The sequence below is a fragment of the Phytohabitans houttuyneae genome (genome assembly GCF_011764425.1).
Lineage (GTDB): Bacteria > Actinomycetota > Actinomycetes > Mycobacteriales > Micromonosporaceae > Phytohabitans > Phytohabitans houttuyneae.
Window position 1 is genome coordinate 117,818 of sequence record NZ_BLPF01000005.1, and the last position, 21,089, is coordinate 138,906.

General features: G+C 71.3%; 14 protein-coding genes and 3 pseudogenes. 11 read left to right on the forward strand and 6 right to left on the reverse strand.

From position 1 onward, the window contains the following. The first annotated feature begins 96 nt into the window (after positions 1-96). Positions 97-441, forward strand: coding sequence for an RNA polymerase-binding protein RbpA (locus Phou_RS49295; RefSeq protein ID WP_173071775.1), 345 nt, complete (start codon positions 97-99; stop codon positions 439-441). A gap of 620 nt (positions 442-1,061) precedes the next feature. Here Phou_RS49295 and pgl read toward each other — a convergent pair. The 6 genes and pseudogenes from pgl to tkt all read right to left on the reverse strand — a co-directional run bounded on the left by pgl (position 1,062) and on the right by tkt (position 9,504). Continuing rightward, on the reverse strand, positions 1,062-1,832 hold the full coding sequence (gene pgl / locus Phou_RS49300) for a 6-phosphogluconolactonase (RefSeq protein ID WP_173071777.1): 771 nt from the start codon (positions 1,830-1,832) through the stop codon (positions 1,062-1,064). Between the two features lie 244 nt (positions 1,833-2,076). Then, positions 2,077-3,044, reverse strand: a pseudogene (locus tag Phou_RS49305) (glucose-6-phosphate dehydrogenase assembly protein OpcA); the annotation flags it as partial. Positions 3,045-3,108: 64 nt separating this feature from the next. Beyond that, positions 3,109-4,626 (reverse strand): glucose-6-phosphate dehydrogenase, encoded by a 1,518-nt coding sequence (gene zwf / locus Phou_RS49310; RefSeq protein WP_173071780.1) that lies wholly within the window; start codon positions 4,624-4,626, stop codon positions 3,109-3,111. Positions 4,627-4,638: 12 nt separating this feature from the next. Continuing rightward, complete coding sequence (locus Phou_RS49315) at positions 4,639-6,252, reverse strand: phosphoglucose isomerase-related protein (protein WP_246274860.1); 1,614 nt, start codon at positions 6,250-6,252, stop codon at positions 4,639-4,641. Beyond that, positions 6,245-7,356, reverse strand: a pseudogene (gene tal / locus Phou_RS49320) (transaldolase). The gene Phou_RS49315 and the pseudogene tal overlap by 8 nt, the downstream one beginning before the upstream one ends. Before the next feature lie 15 nt (positions 7,357-7,371). Then, positions 7,372-9,504, reverse strand: coding sequence for a transketolase (tkt, locus tag Phou_RS49325; RefSeq protein ID WP_173071784.1), 2,133 nt, complete (start codon positions 9,502-9,504; stop codon positions 7,372-7,374). Positions 9,505-9,881: 377 nt separating this feature from the next. Between tkt and Phou_RS49330 the strand changes: the two are divergent. The 10 genes and pseudogenes from Phou_RS49330 to sufC form a co-directional block, all read left to right on the forward strand. Further along, positions 9,882-10,756 (forward strand): annotated as a pseudogene (locus Phou_RS49330) (heme o synthase); the annotation flags it as partial. 219 nt (positions 10,757-10,975) lie between these two features. Then, positions 10,976-11,311 carry a hypothetical protein gene (locus Phou_RS49335; protein WP_173071786.1) on the forward strand — a complete coding sequence of 112 codons (336 nt, stop codon included), beginning with the start codon at positions 10,976-10,978 and terminating at the stop codon, positions 11,309-11,311. An 8-nt stretch (positions 11,312-11,319) separates the two neighbouring features. Continuing rightward, positions 11,320-12,225, forward strand: coding sequence for an ATP-grasp domain-containing protein (locus tag Phou_RS49340; protein WP_173071788.1), 906 nt, complete (start codon positions 11,320-11,322; stop codon positions 12,223-12,225). Positions 12,226-12,277: 52 nt separating this feature from the next. Continuing rightward, on the forward strand, positions 12,278-15,469 hold the full coding sequence (locus tag Phou_RS49345) for a S8 family serine peptidase (RefSeq protein ID WP_173071790.1): 3,192 nt from the start codon (positions 12,278-12,280) through the stop codon (positions 15,467-15,469). Positions 15,470-15,494: 25 nt separating this feature from the next. After that, a complete protein-coding gene (locus tag Phou_RS49350; RefSeq protein ID WP_173072165.1) occupies positions 15,495-16,409 on the forward strand; it encodes a COX15/CtaA family protein in 915 nt (304 codons plus the stop codon). Between the two features lie 283 nt (positions 16,410-16,692). Beyond that, a complete protein-coding gene (locus tag Phou_RS49355) occupies positions 16,693-17,388 on the forward strand; it encodes a helix-turn-helix transcriptional regulator (protein ID WP_173071792.1) in 696 nt (231 codons plus the stop codon). Beyond that, entirely contained in the window at positions 17,389-18,807 is a 1,419-nt protein-coding gene (sufB, locus tag Phou_RS49360) for a Fe-S cluster assembly protein SufB (RefSeq protein WP_173071794.1), read from the forward strand. It abuts the gene before it with no gap. Then, positions 18,808-19,962: a Fe-S cluster assembly protein SufD gene (gene sufD, locus Phou_RS49365; RefSeq protein WP_173071795.1), complete on the forward strand. Its 1,155-nt coding sequence runs from the start codon at positions 18,808-18,810 to the stop codon at positions 19,960-19,962. It abuts the gene before it with no gap. Beyond that, positions 19,959-20,306 (forward strand): bifunctional 3-phenylpropionate/cinnamic acid dioxygenase ferredoxin subunit, encoded by a 348-nt coding sequence (locus Phou_RS49370; protein ID WP_173071797.1) that lies wholly within the window; start codon positions 19,959-19,961, stop codon positions 20,304-20,306. The genes sufD and Phou_RS49370 overlap by 4 nt, the downstream gene beginning before the upstream one ends. Further along, on the forward strand, positions 20,303-21,076 hold the full coding sequence (gene sufC / locus Phou_RS49375) for a Fe-S cluster assembly ATPase SufC (protein ID WP_173071799.1): 774 nt from the start codon (positions 20,303-20,305) through the stop codon (positions 21,074-21,076). The genes Phou_RS49370 and sufC overlap by 4 nt, the downstream gene beginning before the upstream one ends. Positions 21,077-21,089 lie beyond the last annotated feature (13 nt).

Consider the following 21,089-nt stretch of genomic DNA (forward strand, 5'->3'; position numbering starts at 1 on the left):
GCACCGTACGTAGTCATAGACTCTCCGCGGTCTGATTTATCCCCTGGTTCCCCGTCGCGACGTCGAACCCTCACTCGACGACAGGAGCGAAGAGCCGTGCCACATGGCAGTGCCATTCGCGGCACCCGTGTCGGTTCGGGCCCCATCCGGCCCACCGAGCGGTGTGACCCCGCCCCCCGCCGGCCCGTGACGTACTGGTGCGCAAAGGGCCACTCGATCGAGGTCCTGCTTGCGGCCGAGGTCGCGCCGCCGGCCACGTGGGACTGTCCCCGCTGCGGCCAGCCGGGCGGCCTCGACCAGCTCAACCCGCCTGGCCCGTCGCGCGCCGAGCCTTACAAGTCGCACCTCGCGTATGTGAAGGAGCGCCGCTCGGAGGCCGACGGCGAGGCCTTGCTCGCCGAGGCGTTGGCCGCTTTGCGCCGCCGACGCGGCGAGAGCTGATTCGGTCTGCGCTTTAGCCCCTTGCACCGCGCTTGTGGGCCCGCACCGTTCTTATCCGCTGCGCGTCGCCCTCCAGCGTGGGTCGCCCTTTTGAGCGCTCTCGCTGCTCCGTGTCGTCGGCGGCTCTTCGGCGCTTTGCGATTTCGGCTCTCGGCGTTGCCAGCGGTTCCTGGCGCTCCCGTGATCAGCGTTGACACGTGATCAGCGGCTCCAACTCTCGCGCGGTCAGCGGGCCCCGCGCTCCGTGGATCAGCCGGTCAACAGGCCCCGCGCTCCGTGGGATCAGCGATTCATTGCCCGCGCCCTTCGCGTGGCCATGGTCCCACCCGCGTTGACCATGGCCTGCGCAACAGTTTTGGGCGGTTTGTTCCCGCAGAAAGGGCAGCTCGTGCTCACCCCCCCCCGCCCGCCCGACCTAGCCGGTGGGGTGGGTAGAGGCAACCCGACAGCGTGGTCAGCCTGCGCACCTACGTCAACTCCCGCTACGTGTGCGCCGCACGCCATGGTCACGCGGGTGAGGGGCCTAGGTGCGCGCGCTGCGAGCGGCCGGGCGCGCGCCGCAGGTGGAGCTGGGCGCGCGCCGCTCCGTGTGGACCGCGCGTGGCTAGAAGCGGGCCGGGCTAGCGGAGGCTTCGGAGCCTCGGCGCTACCGCGGCCGCCGCGGCGCGGTCGAGTAGCCACAGGGTGCGCTCCACGCCGTGCACGCCGGACGCGGGCACCTGCACCGGGCCACCGCCGGCCATGGCCATGCCCACCGCGTCGGCCTTTTCCGGGCCGGCTGCCATCAGCCAGACCTCCTCGGCCGTGTTGATGGTCGGCAGCGTCAGGCTCACCCGGACCGGCGGGGGCTTGGGCGAGCCGCGCACCGCGCTGACCACGCGGGTCTCGTACGCGGCCGGGTGCTCCGGGAAGATCGACGCCACGTGCCCGTCCTCGCCCACGCCCAGCATCAGCACGTCGAAGTGCGGGAGCTGTGCGGTGCCCGGCTTGGCGGCGGTGGCCAGCGCCTTCGCGTAACGGGCTGCGGCCGCCTCCGGGTCGTTGCCGTCCGGGCCGTCGGAGGGCGGCATCGGGTGTACCCGGGCCGGGTCGAGCGGGAGCGCCTCCAGTAGCGCCTCGCGGGCCTGGGTCTCGTTGCGGTCCGGGTCGCCGGAGGGCAGGAAGCGCTCGTCGCCCCACCACACGTCGACCCGCGACCAGTCGACGGCGTCGCGGGCGGGCAGGTCGCGCACGGCCTCGTAGACCGCCGCGGCGATCCGGCCGCCCGTCAGCACGATCCCGGCGAAGCCGCGGGCCGCCTGCGCGTCGATGAGCTTGACGACGAGCCGGGCCGCGGCGGCCTGGGCGAGCACCTTCGCGTCCGCGTGGACGACGACGTTCGTCTCACCCATCGACGGAACCACCCTCCGGAGCGGAGCCCGACGCGCCGGAGCCCGAGACAGCGCCCGAGCCCGAAGCGCCCGAGCCCGAGACAGCACCCGAGCCCGAAGCAGGCGAGCCCGAAGCAGCCGAGCCTGAAACAGCGCCCGAACCCGAAACAGCGGCCGAGCCCGAAGCGGGCGAGTCCGAAACAGCGGCCGAGCCGGAAACAGCGGCCGGACCCGACGCCGGCGATACCGCGGCGGCGACCGGAGTGCGCGATGCGAGCACCGGGTCCTTCCAGATGTGCACCCGCTTGTGCGGGCGACTGTCCAACTCGGACACACGTGCCCACGCCCCAGCGCGTCGGCGTAGATCTGGTCCGAGTCCAGGCGGCGCAGCTCCTCCGCCAGCTCCTCGCCCGTGGGGCGGCGCACCAGCGGCAGGTTGCGGTCCGCGTGGCCGCTGCGCGAGAACGTCGCCATGCTGTCCTCGCGCGTCAGCGAGAGCACGTCGCCGCTGGCGCACTTGAGCGTGACCGAGCGCAGGCGCGGGAAGTCGTTGGTCGCCACCAGCTCGGGCTGGATGCCCAGCCGCGCGGTGAGCCAGCCGCTCATGAGCGCCGCGGTCGGGTCGGATGCCGGCGCCACGATCGTCGCGCCGGTGACCCTCGTGTCGAGCGTGTCGAACGCGCCGGCCAGCAGCGTGCGCCACGGCGTGATGCGGGTCCACGCCAGGTCCGTGTCGCCCGGCGCGTAGTCGCTGGCCCGCTGCCGCAGCGCCGCGATCCGGTCATCGGCCTGCCCGGTGTCGGTGATCCGCCGGTCGGCCACGACGCCGAGGAAGTCGTTGGCGATCAGCTCCGGCGGCTCGCCGTGCCACCACGTCACCACCGGTACGTCCGGCACGAGCAGTGGCATCACCACCGACTCGGCGTGCAGGGCGAGCCGGCCGTACATGCGCATGACCACCGCCTCGCACGGGCCCAGCCGGCCGCCGACCACGATCTCGGCGTCGAGGCGGTTGATGGGACGCTCGAAGTCGGAGCGGACCACCATCAGCAGGCGGCACGGGTGCTGCGACGCGGCGATCGTGGCGGCCGCCTCGGCCTCGCGGACGCGCTTTTCGTCCACGACGACGATCAGCGACAGCGCCATGCCGCTGGCGACGCCGCCAGCGCTGCGGCGCTCCGCGGCGAGCGCCTTGACGACCTCATTACCAGTGGTGTCCCACAAGCCGATCATGCCGTCACCTCGCTCCGCCCGGCGTCGCCCTGAAGTTGCCCGCTGGTTTGCTCGCTGCGCTCGCTCATGCACGCCTCCAGTGACGGCCCTCGCGGGCCAGCATCTCGTCCGACGCGCGCGGGCCCCACTCGCCGGAGCGGTACGGCTCGGGCTTGTGGCCCTTCCACGCGTCTTCCAGCGGATCGATCACTTGCCAGCTCTGCTCGACCTCGGCGGCGTCCGGGAAGAGCGTGCGGTCGCCGATCAACACGTCGAGCACCAGCCGCTCGTACGCCTCCGGGCTCTGCTCGGTGAACGCCTCGCCGTACTGGAAGTCCATCGCGATGTCGCGCAACTCCATCGTGGTGCCGGGCACCTTGGAGCCGAACTTGAGCACCACGCCCTCGTCGGGCTGTACCCGGATCACCAGCTGGTTGTGCCCCAGCGCCTCGACGTCGGTCGGGTTGAACGGCAAGTGGGGCGCCTTCTTGAACAGCACCGCCACCTCGGTCACCCGCCGCGGCAACCGCTTGCCCGCGCGGATGTAGAAGGGCACGCCGGCCCAGCGGCGGTTCTGGATGCCGAGCCGCACCGCCACGTACGTCTCCGTCGTCGAATCGGCGGGCACGCCGTCTTCGTCCAGGTACCCCTTGGCCCGCTCGCCGCCGACCCAACCCTGCAGGTACTGCCCGCGCACCGTGCCGTCGTGGATGTCCTTGGGCAGGCTGATCGCGCGCAGCACCTTCAGCTTTTCGGCGCGGATCTCGGAGGCGTCGAAGCTCGTCGGCTCCTCCATCGCGACCAGCGCGAGCAGCTGCAGCAGGTGGTTTTGCAGGACGTCGCGGGCGGTACCGGTGGCGTCGTAGAAGCCGGCCCGGGTGCCGATGCCGACGTCCTCGGCCATCGTGATCTGTACCGAGTCGACGTACTTGGAGTTCCACACCGGCTCGAACAGGGAGTTGGCGAAGCGCAGAGCCATGATGTTCTGCACGGTCTCTTTGCCCAGGTAGTGGTCGATGCGGAACACGTCGTGCCCGGTGAACACGTCGTCGACCAGGTCGTTGAGCGCCTTGGCCGAGGCCAGGTCGGTGCCGAACGGCTTCTCCACGACCACCCGTCGCCAGCCGCCGCACTTTTCGTTGTCGGCCATGCCGGTGCGGGCGAGCTGCTTGAGCACGGTGGGAAACGCCGACGGCGGGATGGAGAAGTAGAACGCGGCGTTGCCGCCGATGCCGTGCGTGTCGCGCAGCTCGTTGAGCGTGTCGTTGAGCCGGTCGAAAGCGGCGTCGTCGTCGAACGCGCCGCCGACGAACTTGATGTTGCCGGCGAGCCGCGCCCACACCTCCTCGCGCCACGGTGTCCGCGCGTGTGCCTTGGCGTTGTCGTACGCCACCTGCTCGAACGTGCCGTGGTCCCAGTCGCGGCGGGCGAAGCCGAGCACCACGAAGCTGGGCGGCAGGAGCCCGCGGTTGGCCAGGTCGTAAATGGCCGGAAGGAGCTTCTTGCGAGCCAGGTCGCCGGTCACCCCGAAGATCACCAGAGCGCAGGGCTCGGGGATCCGCGGCAGCCGCCGGTCCTGGGGATCGCGCAACGGATTACCCACGGGGCTATCCTTTCAGTTCCCTAGGGACCGGGCAGCGTCCAAAAGCTGAACGATGCCCGACGCCCGGTCCGTAAGGTGCAGGCGAACCACCGGGCGTCCGCGGCGCACCAGCGCCTGCCGATCGCCTGCGGCCTGCGCGGCCTGGAGCTGGCCAAACGTGTACTGCCGGCCGGGCACCGCCAGATCGGTGGTGACCGCGCCGGTGATCTGGAGGAACGCGCCGAGCGGCGGTCCGTCCTTGTGGTAGAGCGACGTGGAGTGCAGGAAGCGCGGCCCCCACCCGAAGGTCACCGGCCGGCGGGAGAGTCCGGCCAGGATGGGTCGCACCTGTGCGGCGTCGGCGTCGGCGTGCCGGTCGAGGTAGGCCATGACCGCCACGTAACCGTGCGGCCGCGCCTCCAGCAGGATGGCGCTGAGCGCCCCGGCCAGCGTGGACGTGCCGGTGCCGTAGACCTCCACGGCGCCCTCGACGAACGACGGCTCCTCCTCGGGCGGGCCCTCGGTGAGGATCCGCGCCATGTTGTCCTTGGACTCGCTTTTGCTGGGCATGCCGAGCGGGTCGATGCCGATCACGCGGCCGGCCAGTGCCGTGGCGAACTCCCAGGTCAGAAACTGGGCGCCGAGCGGGCCGTTGACCGCCACGTCGGGGCGTACGCCGCCGCCGGGCACCGCGCCGACCGGCAGCGAGCCGCCCAGCGTCACGGTGAGCACGTCGTTGCCCTCGATCGGCGCTCCCGGCGACTCGAGCACGACCGGCAGCATGCCGGTGCCCTCCTTGCCGGTCGACTCGGCGAGCAGCTGCTCCGCCCAGTCGTCGAGGCCGACGATGCCGGTGCCGTCCGGTACCAGCGCGATCTTGTCCTTGCCCGCGGTCGTCGCCGCCCCGAGCGCCGCGCCCAGCGCGAGCGCCGGGTTGTCGCCGCCGGTGGAAAGCGCGGGCAGCAGCTCCTCGGCCTGGTCGAGCAGCTCGGCCACGTCGACGCCGGCAAGCGCCGCGGGCACGAGGCCGAACGCGGTCAGCGCCGCGTACCGCCCGCCCACCTCGGGGTCGGCGAGCACCACGGTCGCGCCCATCTCCCGGGCCGCCTCCTCCAGGGGCGAGCCGGGATCGGTCACGATCACGAAGTGCCGCCCGGCCTCGGCGGGAGAGAGCCCGGCGTCGAGGAACGCGCCGAGGTACGCCCGGCGCACGCTGTCGGTCTCGATCGTGGTGCCCGACTTGCTGGACACGACCACTACCGTGCGTTCGAGCCGATCGGCGATGGCCCGCCCGATCTGGCCCGGGTCGGTGGTGTCGAGCACGGTCAGCGGCCGGCCGAGCGTACGCGCGATCACCTCGGCCGCGAACGACGAGCCGCCCATTCCGGCGAGCACCACGCGGTCGAGGTCGGCCAGCTCCTCCCTCAGCTCGGCGAGCAGAGGGAGCAGCTCACGGCTGCGCCGGTGGGTGTCGATCCAGCCCAGCCGGATCTTCGCTTCGGCCTCCGCGTCGGGGCCCCACAGCGTGGGGTCCTTCCGCGCGAGGAGCCCCGGGACCCCGTCTCTGACGAGGGCCGCCCGGGCCGCGGCGCCAATGGCATCCGCGCCCCAGACGGCGAGTCCCGCGGCCGCCTCGACTTCACGCATTGGTGGCATTGGAAAGCTGTGTCTCCACCGTCTGCAGCAGCTCCAGCCAGCTTGCCTCGAACTTTTCCACGCCCTCGCGCTCCAGCGTCTCGACCACGTCGTCGTACTCGATGCCGAGCTTGGCGAGGTCGTCGAGCACCTTGCGGGCGTCGTCGTAGGCGCCGGTCACCGTGTCACCCCGGGTCTCGCCGTGGTCGGCGTACGCGTGGATGGTCGGCTCGGGCATGGTGTTGACGACGCCGGGGGCGACCAGCTCCTCGACGTAAATGACGTCCCGGAAGTCCGGGTTCTTCGTCGAGGTGGATGCCCACAGTGGACGCTGCGGGTGCGCGCCCGCGTCGGCCAGCGCCTGCCAGCGCTCGGAGCTGAAGACCTCGGCGTACCGCTCGTACGCCAGCTGGGCGTTGGCGATCGCGGCCTTGCCCTTCAGCGCCTTCGCCTCGTCGCTGCCCACCTTGTCCAGGCGCTTGTCGACCTCGGTGTCGACCCGCGAGACGAAGAACGACGCCACCGAACCGATCTTCGTCAGGTCGTGGCCGTTGGCCTTCGCCTGCTCGAGCCCGGCCAGGAACGCGTCCATCACCTCGCTGTACCGCTGGAGCGAGAAGATCAGCGTGACGTTGACGCTGATGCCCTGCGCGAGCGTGGCGGTGATCGCCGGCAGGCCCGGCTGGGTCGCCGGGATCTTGATGAACAGGTTGGGCCGGTCGACAAGCCACCACAGCGACTTCGCCTCGGCGATGGTCTTCTCGGTCTCGTGCGCCAGGCGCGGGTCGACCTCGATCGACACCCGCCCGTCGACGCCCGCGGAGGCGTCGTACGCCGGTTTCATCACGTCACACGCCCACCGCACGTCGTACGTGGTCATCATGCGCACCGCCTCTTCGACGGTGATCCCCCGCAGGGCGAGGTCGCGCAGCTGGCCGTCGTACGCCGAGGCGTCGCTCAGCGCCTTCGCGAAGATGGTGGGGTTGGTGGTCACACCGACCACGTGCTTCTCACGGCGCAGCTGGTCGAGCCCCCGGACTCCAGCCGGACCCTGGACAGGTCGTCGATCCAAACTGCCACGCCGGCGGCGGACAGTTCACCAAGCCGGTCAGTCATGAGTACCAATCTCCCTCAGCTACCCGTTGTGAATCCTGTGATCTCGCCGACCTTGGCCAGCGACGCGTGCGCGGCGGCCACGACATGGTCGGCGGTGAAGCCAAACTGCTCGAACAGCACCTGATAGGGCGCGCTCGCGCCGTAGTGCTCGATGCTCACGACCTCGCCGCAGTCGCCGACCAGGTCGCGCCAGGACATCGCGATCGCGGCCTCGACGCTCACCCGTGCCTTTACCCCGCGGGGGAGGACCGACTCGCGGTAGGCGCTGTCCTGCTCGCGGAACCACTCCTGGCAGGGCATCGACACGACCCGGGTGGGCGTGCCGTCGGCCTCCAGCCGCTCCCGCGCGGTCACGGCGAGCTGCACCTCCGAGCCGGTGGCGATGATGATCACCTGGGGCTGGCCGCCGGACGCCTCGATCAGCGTGTACCCACCCCGGGCCACGCCCTCGACGCCGGCGACCTCGCTCCGGTCGAGGACCGGCAGCGCCTGCCGGGTCAGCGCCAGCGCGGTGGGCCGGTCGGTGTGCTCCAGCGCCAGCCGCCACGCCTCGGCGGTCTCGTTGGCGTCGGCCGGGCGCACCACGTCGAGGCCGGGGATCGCGCGCAGCGCGGACAGGTGCTCGATCGGCTGGTGCGTCGGGCCGTCCTCGCCGAGGCCGATGGAGTCGTGCGTCCAGACGTAGATGGCCGGCAGCTTCATCAGCGCGGCGAGCCGGACCGCCGGGCGCATGTAGTCGCTGAAGACCAGGAACGTGCCGCCGTACGGCCGCGTGCCGCCGTGCAGCAGGATGCCGTTGAGGATCGCGCCCATCGCGTGCTCGCGGATGCCGAAGTGCAGCGTGCGGCCGTAGATGTCGCCGGGAAACTCCTTGGTCGCGTGCTCCGGCGGCACGAAGGACGGCTCGCCCTTCATCGTGGTGTTGTTGCTCTCGGCGAGGTCGGCCGAGCCGCCCCACAGCTCGGGCAGCACCGGCGCGAGCGCCGAGAGGATTTTGCCGGAGGCGGCCCGGGTCGCGACGCCCTTGGGGTCCGCGGGAAACTCCGGCAGCGCGTCGGTCCAGCCATCCGGCAGCGAACGGGTGGCGAGCCGGTCGAACAGCGCCTTGCGCTCGGGGTTGGCGGCGGCCCAGGCGTCGAACTTCGACCGCCACTGGTCGTGTGCCGCGCGGCCGCGGTCGACCACCTCGCGGGCGTGGGCGAGCACCTTTTCATCCACGGCGAACGACTGCGCCGGGTCGAAGCCGAGCAGCTTCTTCGTGGCGCCGACCTCCTCGGCACCGAGCGCGGAGCCGTGCGCCTTGCCGGTGTTCTGCTTGTTGGGCGCCGGCCACGCGATGATCGTGCGGAGCGCGATGAACGAGGGGCGCTCGGTCTCCGCCTTGGCCGCCTCGAACGCGGCGAACAGCGCCTGCACGTCCTCGTGGTACTCACCCTCGTCGGCGTGGTGGCCGCCCCGCCAGTCGACGGTCTGCACGTGCCAGCCGTACGCCTCGTACCGCTTGGCGATGTCCTCGCTCTTCGCGATCCGGGTGTCGTCCTCGATCGAGATCTCGTTGTCGTCCCACAGAAGGATGAGGTTGCCCAGCTTCTGGTGGCCGGCGAGCGCGCTCGCCTCGTGGCTGATGCCCTCCTCGAGGTCGCCGTCCGAGGCGAAGGCCCAGATGTGGTGGTCGAACGGGGACTGGCCGGGCTCGCTCTCCGGGTCGAACAGGCCCCGCTCGCGCCGCGCCGCGAACGCCATGCCGACCGCGTTTCCGACGCCCTGGCCGAGCGGGCCGGTGGTCGTCTCGACACCCACCGTGTGCCCGTGCTCGGGGTGACCCGGGGTGAGGGATCCCCACTGCCGCAGCGACTTGAGGTCATCGAGGCTCAGCCCGTAGCCGGAGAGGTAGAGCTGTATGTAGAGGGTGAGGCTGGAGTGACCCATGGACAGCACGAAGCGGTCCCGACCCGGCCAATGTGGATCCGTCGGATCATGACGCATCAGCTTGTTGAACAGCAGGTACGCCGCCGGTGCCAGGCTCATCGCGGTGCCGGGGTGGCCGTTGCCGGCCTTCTCCACGGCGTCCATGGCCAGGACCCGTACGGTGTCGACCGCTTTGCGGTCGAGCTCGGACCAGGGTAGTTGGGCTTCGTTCGCGGTCACGATGTGCGCTCCTCGGCAATGCGGCAACCCTCTTGCGATGACCCTATCTACCCGTGCTAAACGTGCGCGGGGTGACCGGCCGACGCGTGGGACAACAAGCTGTGACCGGCGGCACGCTCCGTCTTAACTACGTGGGGTCTGTATTAACTACGTGGGGTCGTAGTAGGTGGCGTTTTTCCAGCGCGTACCCTGTCGGACGGTGCGTTGACCTTGTTGTCCGCGCTGTGCGTCACCCGCCCAACGCCCGGAAGGTGAACCGCCACGTGAGTACGATCACCGAGCGCCCCCACCCGCCGGCCACCGCCCGGCCGTTGGTGCCGGTCGCCCCGCGCGACCTGGTACCGCCCCGGCAGCGCGTGCGCGCGGGCGACGTGGTCGCCGTGATTAAGGCGTACGTGGCGCTGACCAAGCCGCGCATCGTCGAGCTGCTGCTGGTCACCACCGTGCCGGCGATGATGCTCGCGGCCGGCGGTATCCCCTCGCTGTGGCTGGTGGCCGTGGTGCTCGTCGGCGGCTCGCTCGCGGCCGGCGCGGCGAACGCGCTGAACTGCTACATCGACCGCGACATCGACCAGGTGATGAAGCGCACGTCGCGCCGCCCGCTCCCGGCGCACCGGGTCTCGCCGCGCAGCGCACTGGTCTTCGGCCTCGTCCTTGGCGTCGTGTCGGTGGCGCTGATGGCCGCCTTCACCAACTGGCTGGCGACCGGCCTCACCCTCGCGGCGATCGTCTACTACGACGTGGTCTACACCCTGTGGCTCAAGCGCAGCACCCCGGCGAACACGTTCTGGGGCGGTGTGTGCGGCGCGGCGCCGGTGCTCATCGGCTGGGCGGCGGTGACCGGTGGGCTCTCCGCCACCGCGTGGGGGCTGTTCGCCGTCGTGTTCTTCTGGCAGATGCCGCACTTCTACGCGCTCGCGATCCGGTTCAAGGCCGACTACGCCCGCGCCGGCATCCCGATGCTGCCGGTGGTCGCCTCGCAGCGCCGGGTCAACGTGGAGATCCTGCTCTTCAGCTGGCTGACCGTGGCCGCGTCGGTCGCCGTGTGGCCGCTGGGCCGCGGCGCGCTCGGCCTCAGCCCGATCTACGGGGTGACCGCTGTCGTCACCGGCGTGCTGCTGCTCCGCGAGGCGTACGCGCTGGTCGGTCGCGCCAAGCGGGGGAGCAGATGCGTCCCATGCGGCTGTTCCACTGGACGATCACGTACCTGACGATCCTCTTCGTCGCGGTGGCTGCTGACGCCCTCGTCTAATGTCCCTTTCGCTCGAATTAGACCCGGAATCGCCCGACCGCCTCGACCATCGATGAACGCTTGAAGTAGCGTCCCTTTTGTCCCGCCCCTTTGGACTGATTTAAGTCCATAAATCGGGCAAAACCACAGGGATACGGGGATTAAACGTCGGGTAATTGGCATCACAAAAAAACGTGAGAGGGCCGTCGCCGGTAGGTGCCTCTGCTTACGCTCGGTCGCATGGCAGATGGTTCCGATACCAACCTGATCGCCGGCCCGACGGCCACGGCGCAGGCCTCCAGCGGCCTCGTCGCGGGTCTCCGGGCATTCGCCGCCGGTCACGGCGGTGCAAAGGCGGTCATCGAGTACGTCGGCAAGCGTGGCGCCCGCATCGTCCTCGTCGGAGGCGACGGGGAGTGGGCTGACCAGTTCGCCGACGGCACCGACGTGGCGCGCCAGGCGTGCGTCAAGGCAGGCGTCGAGGTGGAAAACGAGTGGGAGCGCGAGCTCATGGACCAGATGCGCCCGAGCAACGACCTGTGGAGGTCGATGGGCCGGCGATCACTCGCTCGTTAGCCGTTGTGTTGAACGAAGTTTCTGTCCCAGCGACCCGGGAGCGATCCCGGGTCGCTCTCGTTACGTGTGACCGCATCCCCGAGCTGGACGCGGACGACCGGCTGGTCGTGCCGGCGTTGCGCGAGCGCGGCGTCGAGGTCGTCCCGGTCGCCTGGGACGCGGCCGTCGACTGGGCCTCCTTCGCCCTCGCCGTGATCCGCTCGCCGTGGGACTACGTGGCCCGGCGCGAGGAGTTCGTCGCCTGGGCCGCCAAGGTGCCCCGCCTGGCCAACCCGGCCGACGTCGTCAGCTGGAACACCGACAAGCGGTACCTGCGCGAGCTGGCCGCCGCTGGCGTGCCCGTCGTGCCCACCACCTGGGTCGAGCCGGGCGAGGCGTGGGAGCCGCCGCTGGTGGGCGAGTTCGTGGTCAAGCCGGCGGTGGGCGCGGGCAGCCTCGACTCCGGGCGGTACAACCTGGTCAAGGCCGAGCACCGCGAGCTCGCCGCCGCGCACGTCGCGCGGCTGCAGGCGGCCGGGCGCCTGGTCATGGTGCAGCCGTACCTGGTCGCCGTCGACACGTACGGGGAAACCGCGCTGCTCTTCTTCCCTGACGATGGCCAGTTCGTTTTCAGCCACGCGGTCCGCAAGGGCGCGATGCTCACCGGGCCGGACGAAAACGTCGAGGGCCTCTACAAGGAGGAGTCGATCCGGCCCCGCACGCCGCTCGACGCCGAGCTGGAGATCGCGCGCAAGGCGCTCGCGGCCGTCCCCGGGGGCGCCGACCGCCTGCTCTACGCGCGGGTCGACCTCATACCCGGCCCCGACGACCTGCCGGTGCTGGTCGAGCTGGAGCTCACCGAGCCGTCGCTGTTCCTCGGCACCGCCGCGGGCGCGCCCGAGCGATTCGCGGAGGCCATCACCTCGCGCCTCTGAGCCCATCCGCGTATAGTCGTCCATCGATGTCCGTTTCGGTGGAGGTGACATAGTGCGGCGGGTTATCGGGCGAGCGGCGGCATTGGTCATGCTGTGCGCTGCTGTTGGTGTTGCACCCGCTGCCGCGTCGGTCCTCGCACCGGCCACGGCCCCCGCCGACTCGCGGGGCGTCACGCTCGTCTCCGGCGACGTCGTGACGGTGACGGCCGGCGACAAGGCGTCCGTGCGGCCGGCACCCGGCCGCGAGGCGATGCCGTTCGTCACCCGCCGCGACGGCGACGGCCACATCCATGTGGTACCGGCGGACGCGCTGCCGCTGCTGCGCGCCGGCGACCTCGACCCCCGCCTGTTCGACGTGACGACGCTGCTGTCGTTCGGCTACGACGGGCGGATCGAGCTGCCGCTGATCGTGGCGTACGCGGGCGACGACGAGCGCGCCCGCGTCGGCGAGCGGGTGGCGGAGGTCGGCGCCCGGGTGACCCGCGAGCTGCCCACCGTCGACGCGCTCGCGGTGGCGGCGCAGTCGGCGCGGCTGGCGTCGTTCTGGGGCACGTTCACCGTCGGCGGGCCGGCCGAGCGGCGGCTCACCATCGGCGTCGACACGATCTGGCTCGACGGCCTGCGCCGGCCCTCGCTCGCGCAGAGCGTGCCGCAGGTGGGCGCGCCGCAGGCGTGGGCGGCCGGCTACGACGGGACCGGCGTCACCGTCGCGGTGCTCGACAGCGGCATCGATGCCGCCCACCCCGCGCTCGCCGACCGGGTGACCGCGCGGCAGAACTTCACCGAGGAGAACGAGGACAGCAAGGACCGCACCGGCCACGGCACGCACGTGGCCTCCACCGTGGCCGGTACCGCCGGTGTGGCGCCCGGCGCGCGCCTGCTCGACGGCAAGGTGTGCGTGGTCGGTGGCTGCGCCGAGTCGTGGATCCTCGCCGGCATGCAGTGGGCGGCCGACCAGGGCGCCAAGGTCGTCAACCTCAGCCTCGGAGGGCCGGACACGCCCGGTCTCGACCCGATCGAGGAGGCGGTCGGCACGCTGACCGCCGAGCACGGCACGCTGTTCGTGGTCGCGGCCGGCAACGTGCCCGGTACCGGAACGATCGCCTCCCCGGCCAGCGCGGACGCCGCGCTCGCGGTCGGCGCGGTGAGCAAGTCGGACGTCCTGGCCGCCTTCTCCAGCCGCGGCCCGCGCGTCGACGGCGCCATCAAGCCGGACATCACCGCGCCGGGCGTCGACATCGTCGCCGCCCGCGGCGCCGACTCCGGGCTGCCGGGGCAGGGCGAGACGGCCCTTTCGGGTACCTCGATGGCCGCGCCGCACGTCGCCGGTGCCGCCGCGATCCTCGCCCAGCAGCACCCCGACTGGACGCCGGCCCAGCTCAAGGGCGGGCTGATGAGCGCGGCGCGGCCGGTGCTCGGCGACGCGTTCGCCGAGGGGGCGGGGCGGCTCGACGTGGGTCGCGCGGTGGCCCAGTCGCTGACGGCGAGCCCCGCCAGCGTCAGCTTCGGCCGCCTGGCGTGGCCGCACGTCGACGACCAGCCGGTCACCCGGGTCGTCTCGCTGCGCAACGCCGGTGACGCCGCGGTGGACCTCGACGTATCCGTGGACGGGCCGCGGGTGTTCACCGTCGCTCCGGCCTCGGTGAGCGTTCCGGCCGGCGGGTCGGCCGAGGTGACGGTGACGGCGGATGGCACCGTCGACGGCGGCGAGGGCCTGCTCACCGGCCATCTTGTCGCCGGCGCGCTGCGGCTGCCGCTCGCCGTGGACCGCGAGGTGGAGAGCTACGACGTGACAGTCGCGCACGTGGGGCGGGACGGCGCGGCCGCCGACGGGTACGTGACAGTCCTCGCCTCCGCCGACGGCAAGATCGCACAGAGCCTGCCCGCCTCCGCCGGCACGGTCACCACCCGCGTGCCCAAGGGGCGGTACGCGGTGCTCAGCGCGATCACCGGGCCGGACGGCAACGGGTACGCCACCACGATCGTCGGCCAGCCCACCCTGGACGTGGCCGGCGCGACCACCGCGACCCTCGACGCGCGGCAGGGCGCGCCGATCTCCGTGACGCTGCCGAGGGCCGACGCGGTACAGGAGTTCGCCGAGGTGGCCGCGGTGTCGATCGCGCCCGGCCGCACGGTCGAGGTCGGCACGCTGGGCCGCACGTTCGGCGGGCTCTACACGGCGGGCATCGGCGGCACCGGGGCCGGCTTCGTCAACCGGGTCTCCGCGACGTACGGCTTCGACGGTGGCGCGTACCTGCTCGGCTGGCTCACCGAGGACCGCATGCCGACCGGCTTCGGGCGCACGCTCACCGCCGCCGACCTGGCCACCGTCCGCGCGGACCACGGCCACGAGGCATCGGGTACCACCGGGCAGAAGATGGCGTGGCCGGTGCTGCCCGACACCGTGATGGGCGGCTTCGCCTACGCGATGCCCGTCGCCCTGCCCTCGGCGCGCACCGAGTACTACAACGTCGAGGGGCGTGTGCGGTGGTTCCGCTCGTTCGACGAGATGACCACCGACCAGTACGTGACGTCCACCGTCGCGCCGCCCGTGGCGTACCGGGGCGGCCAGGCGTACCAGGAGCAGTGGAGCCGCGGCGTCTTCGGCCCGACGGTGGCCTCCCCGGCGTACGAGCACCAGTGGGTGACCCGCCGCGGCGACACGCTCCTGGTGCTCGCCCCGCTGTACGGCGACGGCGCAGGCCGGGCCGGCTACTCCTCGATCGCCGCCGGCCGGATCACGCTGTACCGCGCCTCGTCCGTCGTCGCGTCCGCCGACGAGCTGACGGCGGAGTTCGAGGTGCCGCCGGAGGCGGCCGACTACCGCCTGGAGATGAGCGCCGAGCGCAGCGGCCCGGCCACGCTCTCCACGCGGGTCAGCGTGGCTTGGACGTTCCGCTCGGCGCACGTCACCGGTGACGCGGCGGCGCGGCTGCCGCTGTCCACGGTGCGGTTCGCGCCGCGGGTCGACGAGGAGAACGCCGCGCCGTCCGGGCAGACCGTGACGGTACCGGTGAGCGTGGTGGCACAGCCCGACTCGGCGGCCGGCGCCAACCGCAGCCTGGCGGTCGAGGTCTCGTACGACGACGGCGCGACCTGGGCGCCCGCCCCGGTGGTGGCCGGCCAGGCGACGCTCACCCACCCGGCCCGCGACGGCTACGTCTCGCTCCGCGCGACCGCGGCGGACAGCGCCGGCAACACGGTGACGCAGACGGTGATCCGGGCGTACAAGCTGGCCGGGTGAGGGCGCTCCGGAGCTACTACGTACGATAGTTTCCGTGCTCCGCCGCCTCGCCCTCGCTTCCATCGTCGCCAACGTCGCCATCGTGGTGACGGGCGGCGCGGTGCGGCTGACCGACTCCGGGCTGGGCTGCCCCACGTGGCCGCGCTGTACCGACGAGTCGTACACGACGACCGCCGAGATGGGCGTCCACGGCGTCATCGAGTTCGGCAACCGCCTGCTGACCTTCGTGGTCGCCGCGGTCGCGGTCGCCGGCGTGGTGGCCGCCTGGCGCCACCGGGGCCGCCTGCGGTGGCTCTCGGTCGCCGTCTTCCTGGGCATCCCCGCGCAGGGCGTGATCGGCGGCTTCACGGTCCTCACCGACCTCAACCCGTGGGTGGTCGGCCTGCACTTTCTCGCGTCGATCGCCGTGATCGCCCTGGCGTACGCCTTCTGGCGCGCCACCGACCCACCCGAGCCCGCGACACCGGTCCCGCCCGCGCTGCGCCCGCTGGCCTGGGCCGTGGCCATCGCGAGCGCCGCCGTGCTGGTGGTCGGCACGTGGGTCACGGGCAGCGGCCCGCACTCCGGCGACCACGGTGCCGCCCGCAACGGCCTGGACCCCGAGACCATCTCCCAGGTACACGCCGACCTGGTGTTCCTGCTGATCGGCCTGACGGTGGCCGCGTGGATCACTCTGCGCGCGATGGGCCAGCGCACTGCCGCCCGCGCGGCGGCGGTGCTGCTCGCGGTCGAGCTCGGCCAGGGCCTGATCGGCTTCGTGCAGTACTTCACCGACCTGCCGGTCCTGCTGGTCGGCGCCCACATGCTCGGCGCCTGTTTGGTCTGGCTCGCCACGCTGTCGCTCGTCTGGTCCCTGCGCCCCGCGTCCACACCACCCGCCGCCCAGACCGACGCTCCGGCCCACACCCAGCCGGTCCCCATCCCCGCCCACGTCCCGTAGCTCCGTCCCACCGCACCGAGACCTCCGGACCACCGCGGACATCGCGGTAGCTCAAATCCTGGTCCTGAAGCGGGTCGGCGAGCGCCCCCGGCCGCGGAAGAGTGCCCAGCCGCGGCGGGGGGCCGGCGGCCACGTAGCATCGCAGTGCGGCGCGGTCCAGGCCGCCCACAATGGGGCGAAGCGGACGACTCGCACGATCGGGGGATTCTGGGCTCACCCCGGTGGGGTGGATCACGCCGACCCGGGTTTGCGGGCGCTCGCGGAAATACGTAACGTGGGCGTTGTGAAAAACGTGGCGGCGCTCCCTGAGCACCCGGCGGCGGTCGACGGGCGCACCCGTGACCGCGTTGCCCGGCTGCTCCTGGCGCACGGCTCGGCCACCGCGGCCGAGCTTGGCGCCGAGCTGGGGCTCAGCTCCGCCGCCATCCGCAAGCACCTTGACGCCATGCTGGCCGACGGGGCCGTCGTCTCGCGCGAGCGCCCGGTTCGGGGCCACCGAGGCCGCGGGCGACCTGCCCGCGTGTTCGTGCTGACGGACGCCGGCAAGCAGGACTGCGGCACCCACTTCTACGACGGCATGGCCACCGCCGCGCTGCGCTGGATCTCCCGTAACAACGGGGCGGCAGCGGTGTCGGAGTTCGCCGCCGAGCAGGTGTCCGGGCTGGAGGCGCGCTGCCGCGCCGCGATGGAGGGGGCCGGTGAGGACCCGCTCGCGCGTGCCGAGGCGCTCGCCGACGCCCTGACCGCGGAGGGCTACGCTGCCAACGCGTCGACCATCGCGTCCGGCGGCCAGCTCTGCCAGCACCACTGCCCGGTGGCGCACGTGGCCGCCGAGTTTCCCCAGCTGTGCGAGGCCGAGACCGCGGTGATCTCCCGCCTGATCGGCACCCACGTGCAGCGCCTAGCCACCATCGCGCACGGCGACGGGGTGTGCACCACGCACATTCCGGCACAAACAATCACGGTGAGGACCGAATAGATGACCGAGCAGATGACCCAAGCGGAGCAGCTCGCCGTCCTCGGTAACTACGAGTACGGCTGGGCCGACTCGGACGTCGCCGGCGCCGCCGCACAGCGGGGTCTCAACGAGGCGGTCGTCCGCGACATCTCGGCGAAGAAGAACGAGCCGGAGTGGATGCTCGACCTGCGGCTCAAGGGCCTGCGGCTGTTCGGTCGCAAGCCGATGCCCGCCTGGGGCGCCGACCTCACCGGCATTGACTTCAACAACATCAAGTACTTCGTGCGCTCCACGGAGAAGCAGGCGGCCACCTGGGACGACCTGCCCGCCGACATCAAGAACACGTACGACAAGCTGGGCATCCCCGAGGCGGAGAAGCAGCGCCTCGTGGCGGGTGTCGCCGCGCAGTACGAGTCCGAGGTCGTCTACCACAAGATCCGTGAGGACCTTGAGGAGCAGGGCGTCGTCTTCCTCGACACCGACACCGCGCTCAAGGAGCACCCGGAGCTCTTCAAGGAGTACTTCGGCACGGTGATCCCGGTCGGCGACAACAAGTTCGCCGCGCTCAACACCGCGGTGTGGTCCGGTGGCTCGTTCATCTACGTGCCGAAGGGCGTAAACGTGGAGATCCCGCTCCAGGCCTACTTCCGGATCAACACGGAAAACATGGGCCAGTTCGAGCGGACCCTGATCATCGTCGACGAGGGTGCGTACGTGCACTACGTCGAGGGCTGCACCGCGCCGATCTACTCCTCCGACTCGCTGCACAGCGCGGTCGTCGAGATCATCGTGAAGAAGAACGCGCGCTGCCGGTACACGACGATCCAGAACTGGTCGAACAACGTCTACAACCTGGTCACCAAGCGCGCCGTGGCGCACGAGGGCGCGACCATGGAGTGGATCGACGGCAACATCGGCTCCAAGGTCACGATGAAGTACCCGGCCGTGTACATGACCGGCGACCACGCCAAGGGCGAGGTGCTCTCGGTCGCGATGGCCGGCGAGGGGCAGCACCAGGACGCCGGCGCCAAGATGGTGCACGCCGCGCCCAACACGTCCTCCACCATCATCAGCAAGTCGATCGCCCGTGGCGGCGGCCGCACCTCGTACCGGGGCCTGGTCCAGGTGCTCGAGGGCTCGCACCACAGCAAGAGCACGGTGAAGTGCGACGCGCTGCTGGTCGACACGATCTCGCGCTCCGACACGTACCCGTACGTGGACATCCGCGAGGACGACGTCTCGATGGGTCACGAGGCGACCGTCTCCAAGGTCAGTGAGGACCAGCTCTTCTACCTGATGAGCCGGGGCCTGACCGAGGACGAGGCGATGGCGATGATCGTGCGCGGCTTCATCGAGCCGATCGCCAAGGAGCTCCCGATGGAGTACGCGCTGGAGCTCAACCGCCTCATCGAACTGCAGATGGAAGGAGCCGTCGGCTAGATGACCGACACCCTGGCCGCAGGTGCACCGAAGACGCTGAGCCCACCCAAGAGCAAAGCGCAGGCGCTGCGGTCGTACGACGTCGCCGATTTCCCCGCCCTCACCGGCCTGGAGGAAGACTGGCGCTTCACGCCGCTCAAGCGCCTCCGCGGCCTGACCGGCGACGTGGTCGGTGGTCCCGCTCCCGCCATCGGGTACACGTCGCTTCCGGCCGGCGTCAGCGTGTCCACTGTGGACAAGACTGATGCGCGGATCGGTAGCGTGCTGACGCCGTTCGACCGGGTCAGCGCCCTCGCCTACGGCCGCGTGACCCAGGCGTCCGTGATCGCGGTCGACGCCGAGTCGGTGCTCGACGCGCCAGCCATCCTCAAGGTGGTCGGCGACGGCGCGGTGAGCTTCGGGCACACGTTCATCGAGGTCGGGCGGTTCGCCGAGGCCACGATCGTGCTGGAGCAGACCGGTTCGGTCACGCTCGCCGACAACGTCGAGGTCGCGATCGCCGACGGTGCGAAGCTCACTTTCGTCACCGTGGCCGACTGGGCCCCCGACGCCGTGCAGGCGCAGCACATCCGCTTCCGGCTCGGCCGCGACGCGCGGGTGACGCACGTGCAGGTGTCGCTCGGCGGTGACCTTGTGCGGCAGTACACAAGCGTCGACTACACCGGGCGCGGCGGCGAGGCCGAGCTCTACGGGCTGTACTTCGCCGACGCCGGCCAGCACCTCGAGCACCGCCAGCTCGTCGACCACAGCGTGCCGGACTGCCGCAGCTACGTCGGCTACCGCGGGGCGCTGCAGGGCGAGGGCGCGCACACCGTGTGGGTCGGCGATGTGCTGATCCAGGTGCAGGCGACCGGCACCGACACGTACGAGATCAACCGCAACCTCGTGCTGACGGACGGTGCGCGGGCGGACTCGGTACCCAATCTGGAGATCGAGACCGGCGAGGTGGCCGGCGCCGGCCACGCGAGCGCGACCGGCCGATTCGATGACGAGCAGCTTTTCTATCTGATGGCCCGGGGGATCCCGGAGTCCGAGGCGCGCAAGCTCGTCGTGCGCGGCTTCTTCGCCGAGCTGATCAACAAGATCCCCGTCGAGGAGCTGCGCGAGCGGCTCGGCGCCTCGATCGAGGAGCGCCTGCTGAAGGCGGGCACATGATCAAGGTCTGTTCCGTGGAGGACGTGCCCAAGGGCTCCTCAGTCGCCGCCGCCATCGACGGCGTCGAGGTCGCGCTGGTGCACGCCGAAGACGACAACTTCTACGCCATCCACGACATGTGCTCGCACGCCGAGGTGCCGCTCTCGGAGGGTGAGGTCGACGGCTGCACGCTCGAGTGCTGGCTGCACGGCTCCCGCTTCGACCTGCGCACCGGCCAGCCCACCGGCCTGCCGGCCACCGAGCCCGTCCCGATCTACCCGGTCGAGGTCCGCGACGGCGACGTCTATATCTCAGTTGACGAAAATGGCCGGCCCAAACCTAGCAATGGAGTACACCCGTCATGAGCACCCTGGAGATCCGCGACCTGCAGGTGTCGGTCAAGCTGCCCGAGGGTGAGCTGAAGCCGATCCTCGCCGGGGTCAACCTGACCGTCCGCGCTGGTGAGACGCACGCGATCATGGGGCCGAACGGGTCGGGCAAGTCCACCCTGGCGTACTCGATCGCCGGCCACCCCAAGTACCAGGTCACCGCCGGCACCGTCACCCTCGACGGCGCCGACGTGCTGTCCATGACCGTCGACGAGCGGGCCCGGGCGGGCCTCTTCCTCGCCATGCAGTACCCGGTGGAGGTCCCCGGCGTCTCGGTGGCCAACTTCCTGCGCACCGCCAAGACCGCGATCGACGGCGAGGCGCCGAAGCTGCGCACCTGGGCCGGTGAGCTGCGCGGCGCGATGGAGCGGCTGCACATGGACCCCGCCTTCGCCCAGCGCAACGTCAACGAGGGCTTCTCCGGCGGTGAGAAGAAGCGCCACGAGATCATGCAGCTCGAGCTGCTCAACCCGCGCGTGGCGATCCTCGACGAGACCGACTCCGGCCTCGACATCGACGCGCTGCGCGTGGTCAGCGAGGGCGTCAACCGCGTCCGCGCCACCGGCGAGACCGGCCTGCTGCTGATCACGCACTACACCCGGATCCTCCGGTACATCCAGCCCGACTTCGTGCACGTCTTCGTGGCCGGCCGGATCGTCGAGGAGGGCGGCCCGGAGCTCGCCGAAAAGCTCGAAGCCGAGGGCTACGAGCGCTACCTGGCAGGGGCCGGACCGGCCACCGCCTGAGGGGTTACACATG

Bases quoted from the DNA above. Each gene is read 5' to 3' on its own strand.
- pgl (WP_173071777.1), bottom strand. From the start codon at position 1,832: ATGGGTGAGACGAACGTCGTCGTCCACGCGGACGCGAAGGTGCTCGCC.
- Phou_RS49315 (WP_246274860.1), bottom strand. From the start codon at position 6,252: ATGCGTGAAGTCGAGGCGGCCGCGGGACTCGCCGTCTGGGGCGCGGAT.
- Phou_RS49335 (WP_173071786.1), top strand. From the start codon at position 10,976: ATGGCAGATGGTTCCGATACCAACCTGATCGCCGGCCCGACGGCCACG.
- sufB (WP_173071794.1), top strand. From the start codon at position 17,389: ATGACCGAGCAGATGACCCAAGCGGAGCAGCTCGCCGTCCTCGGTAAC.
- sufD (WP_173071795.1), top strand. From the start codon at position 18,808: ATGACCGACACCCTGGCCGCAGGTGCACCGAAGACGCTGAGCCCACCC.
- Phou_RS49370 (WP_173071797.1), top strand. From the start codon at position 19,959: ATGATCAAGGTCTGTTCCGTGGAGGACGTGCCCAAGGGCTCCTCAGTC.
- sufC (WP_173071799.1), top strand. From the start codon at position 20,303: ATGAGCACCCTGGAGATCCGCGACCTGCAGGTGTCGGTCAAGCTGCCC.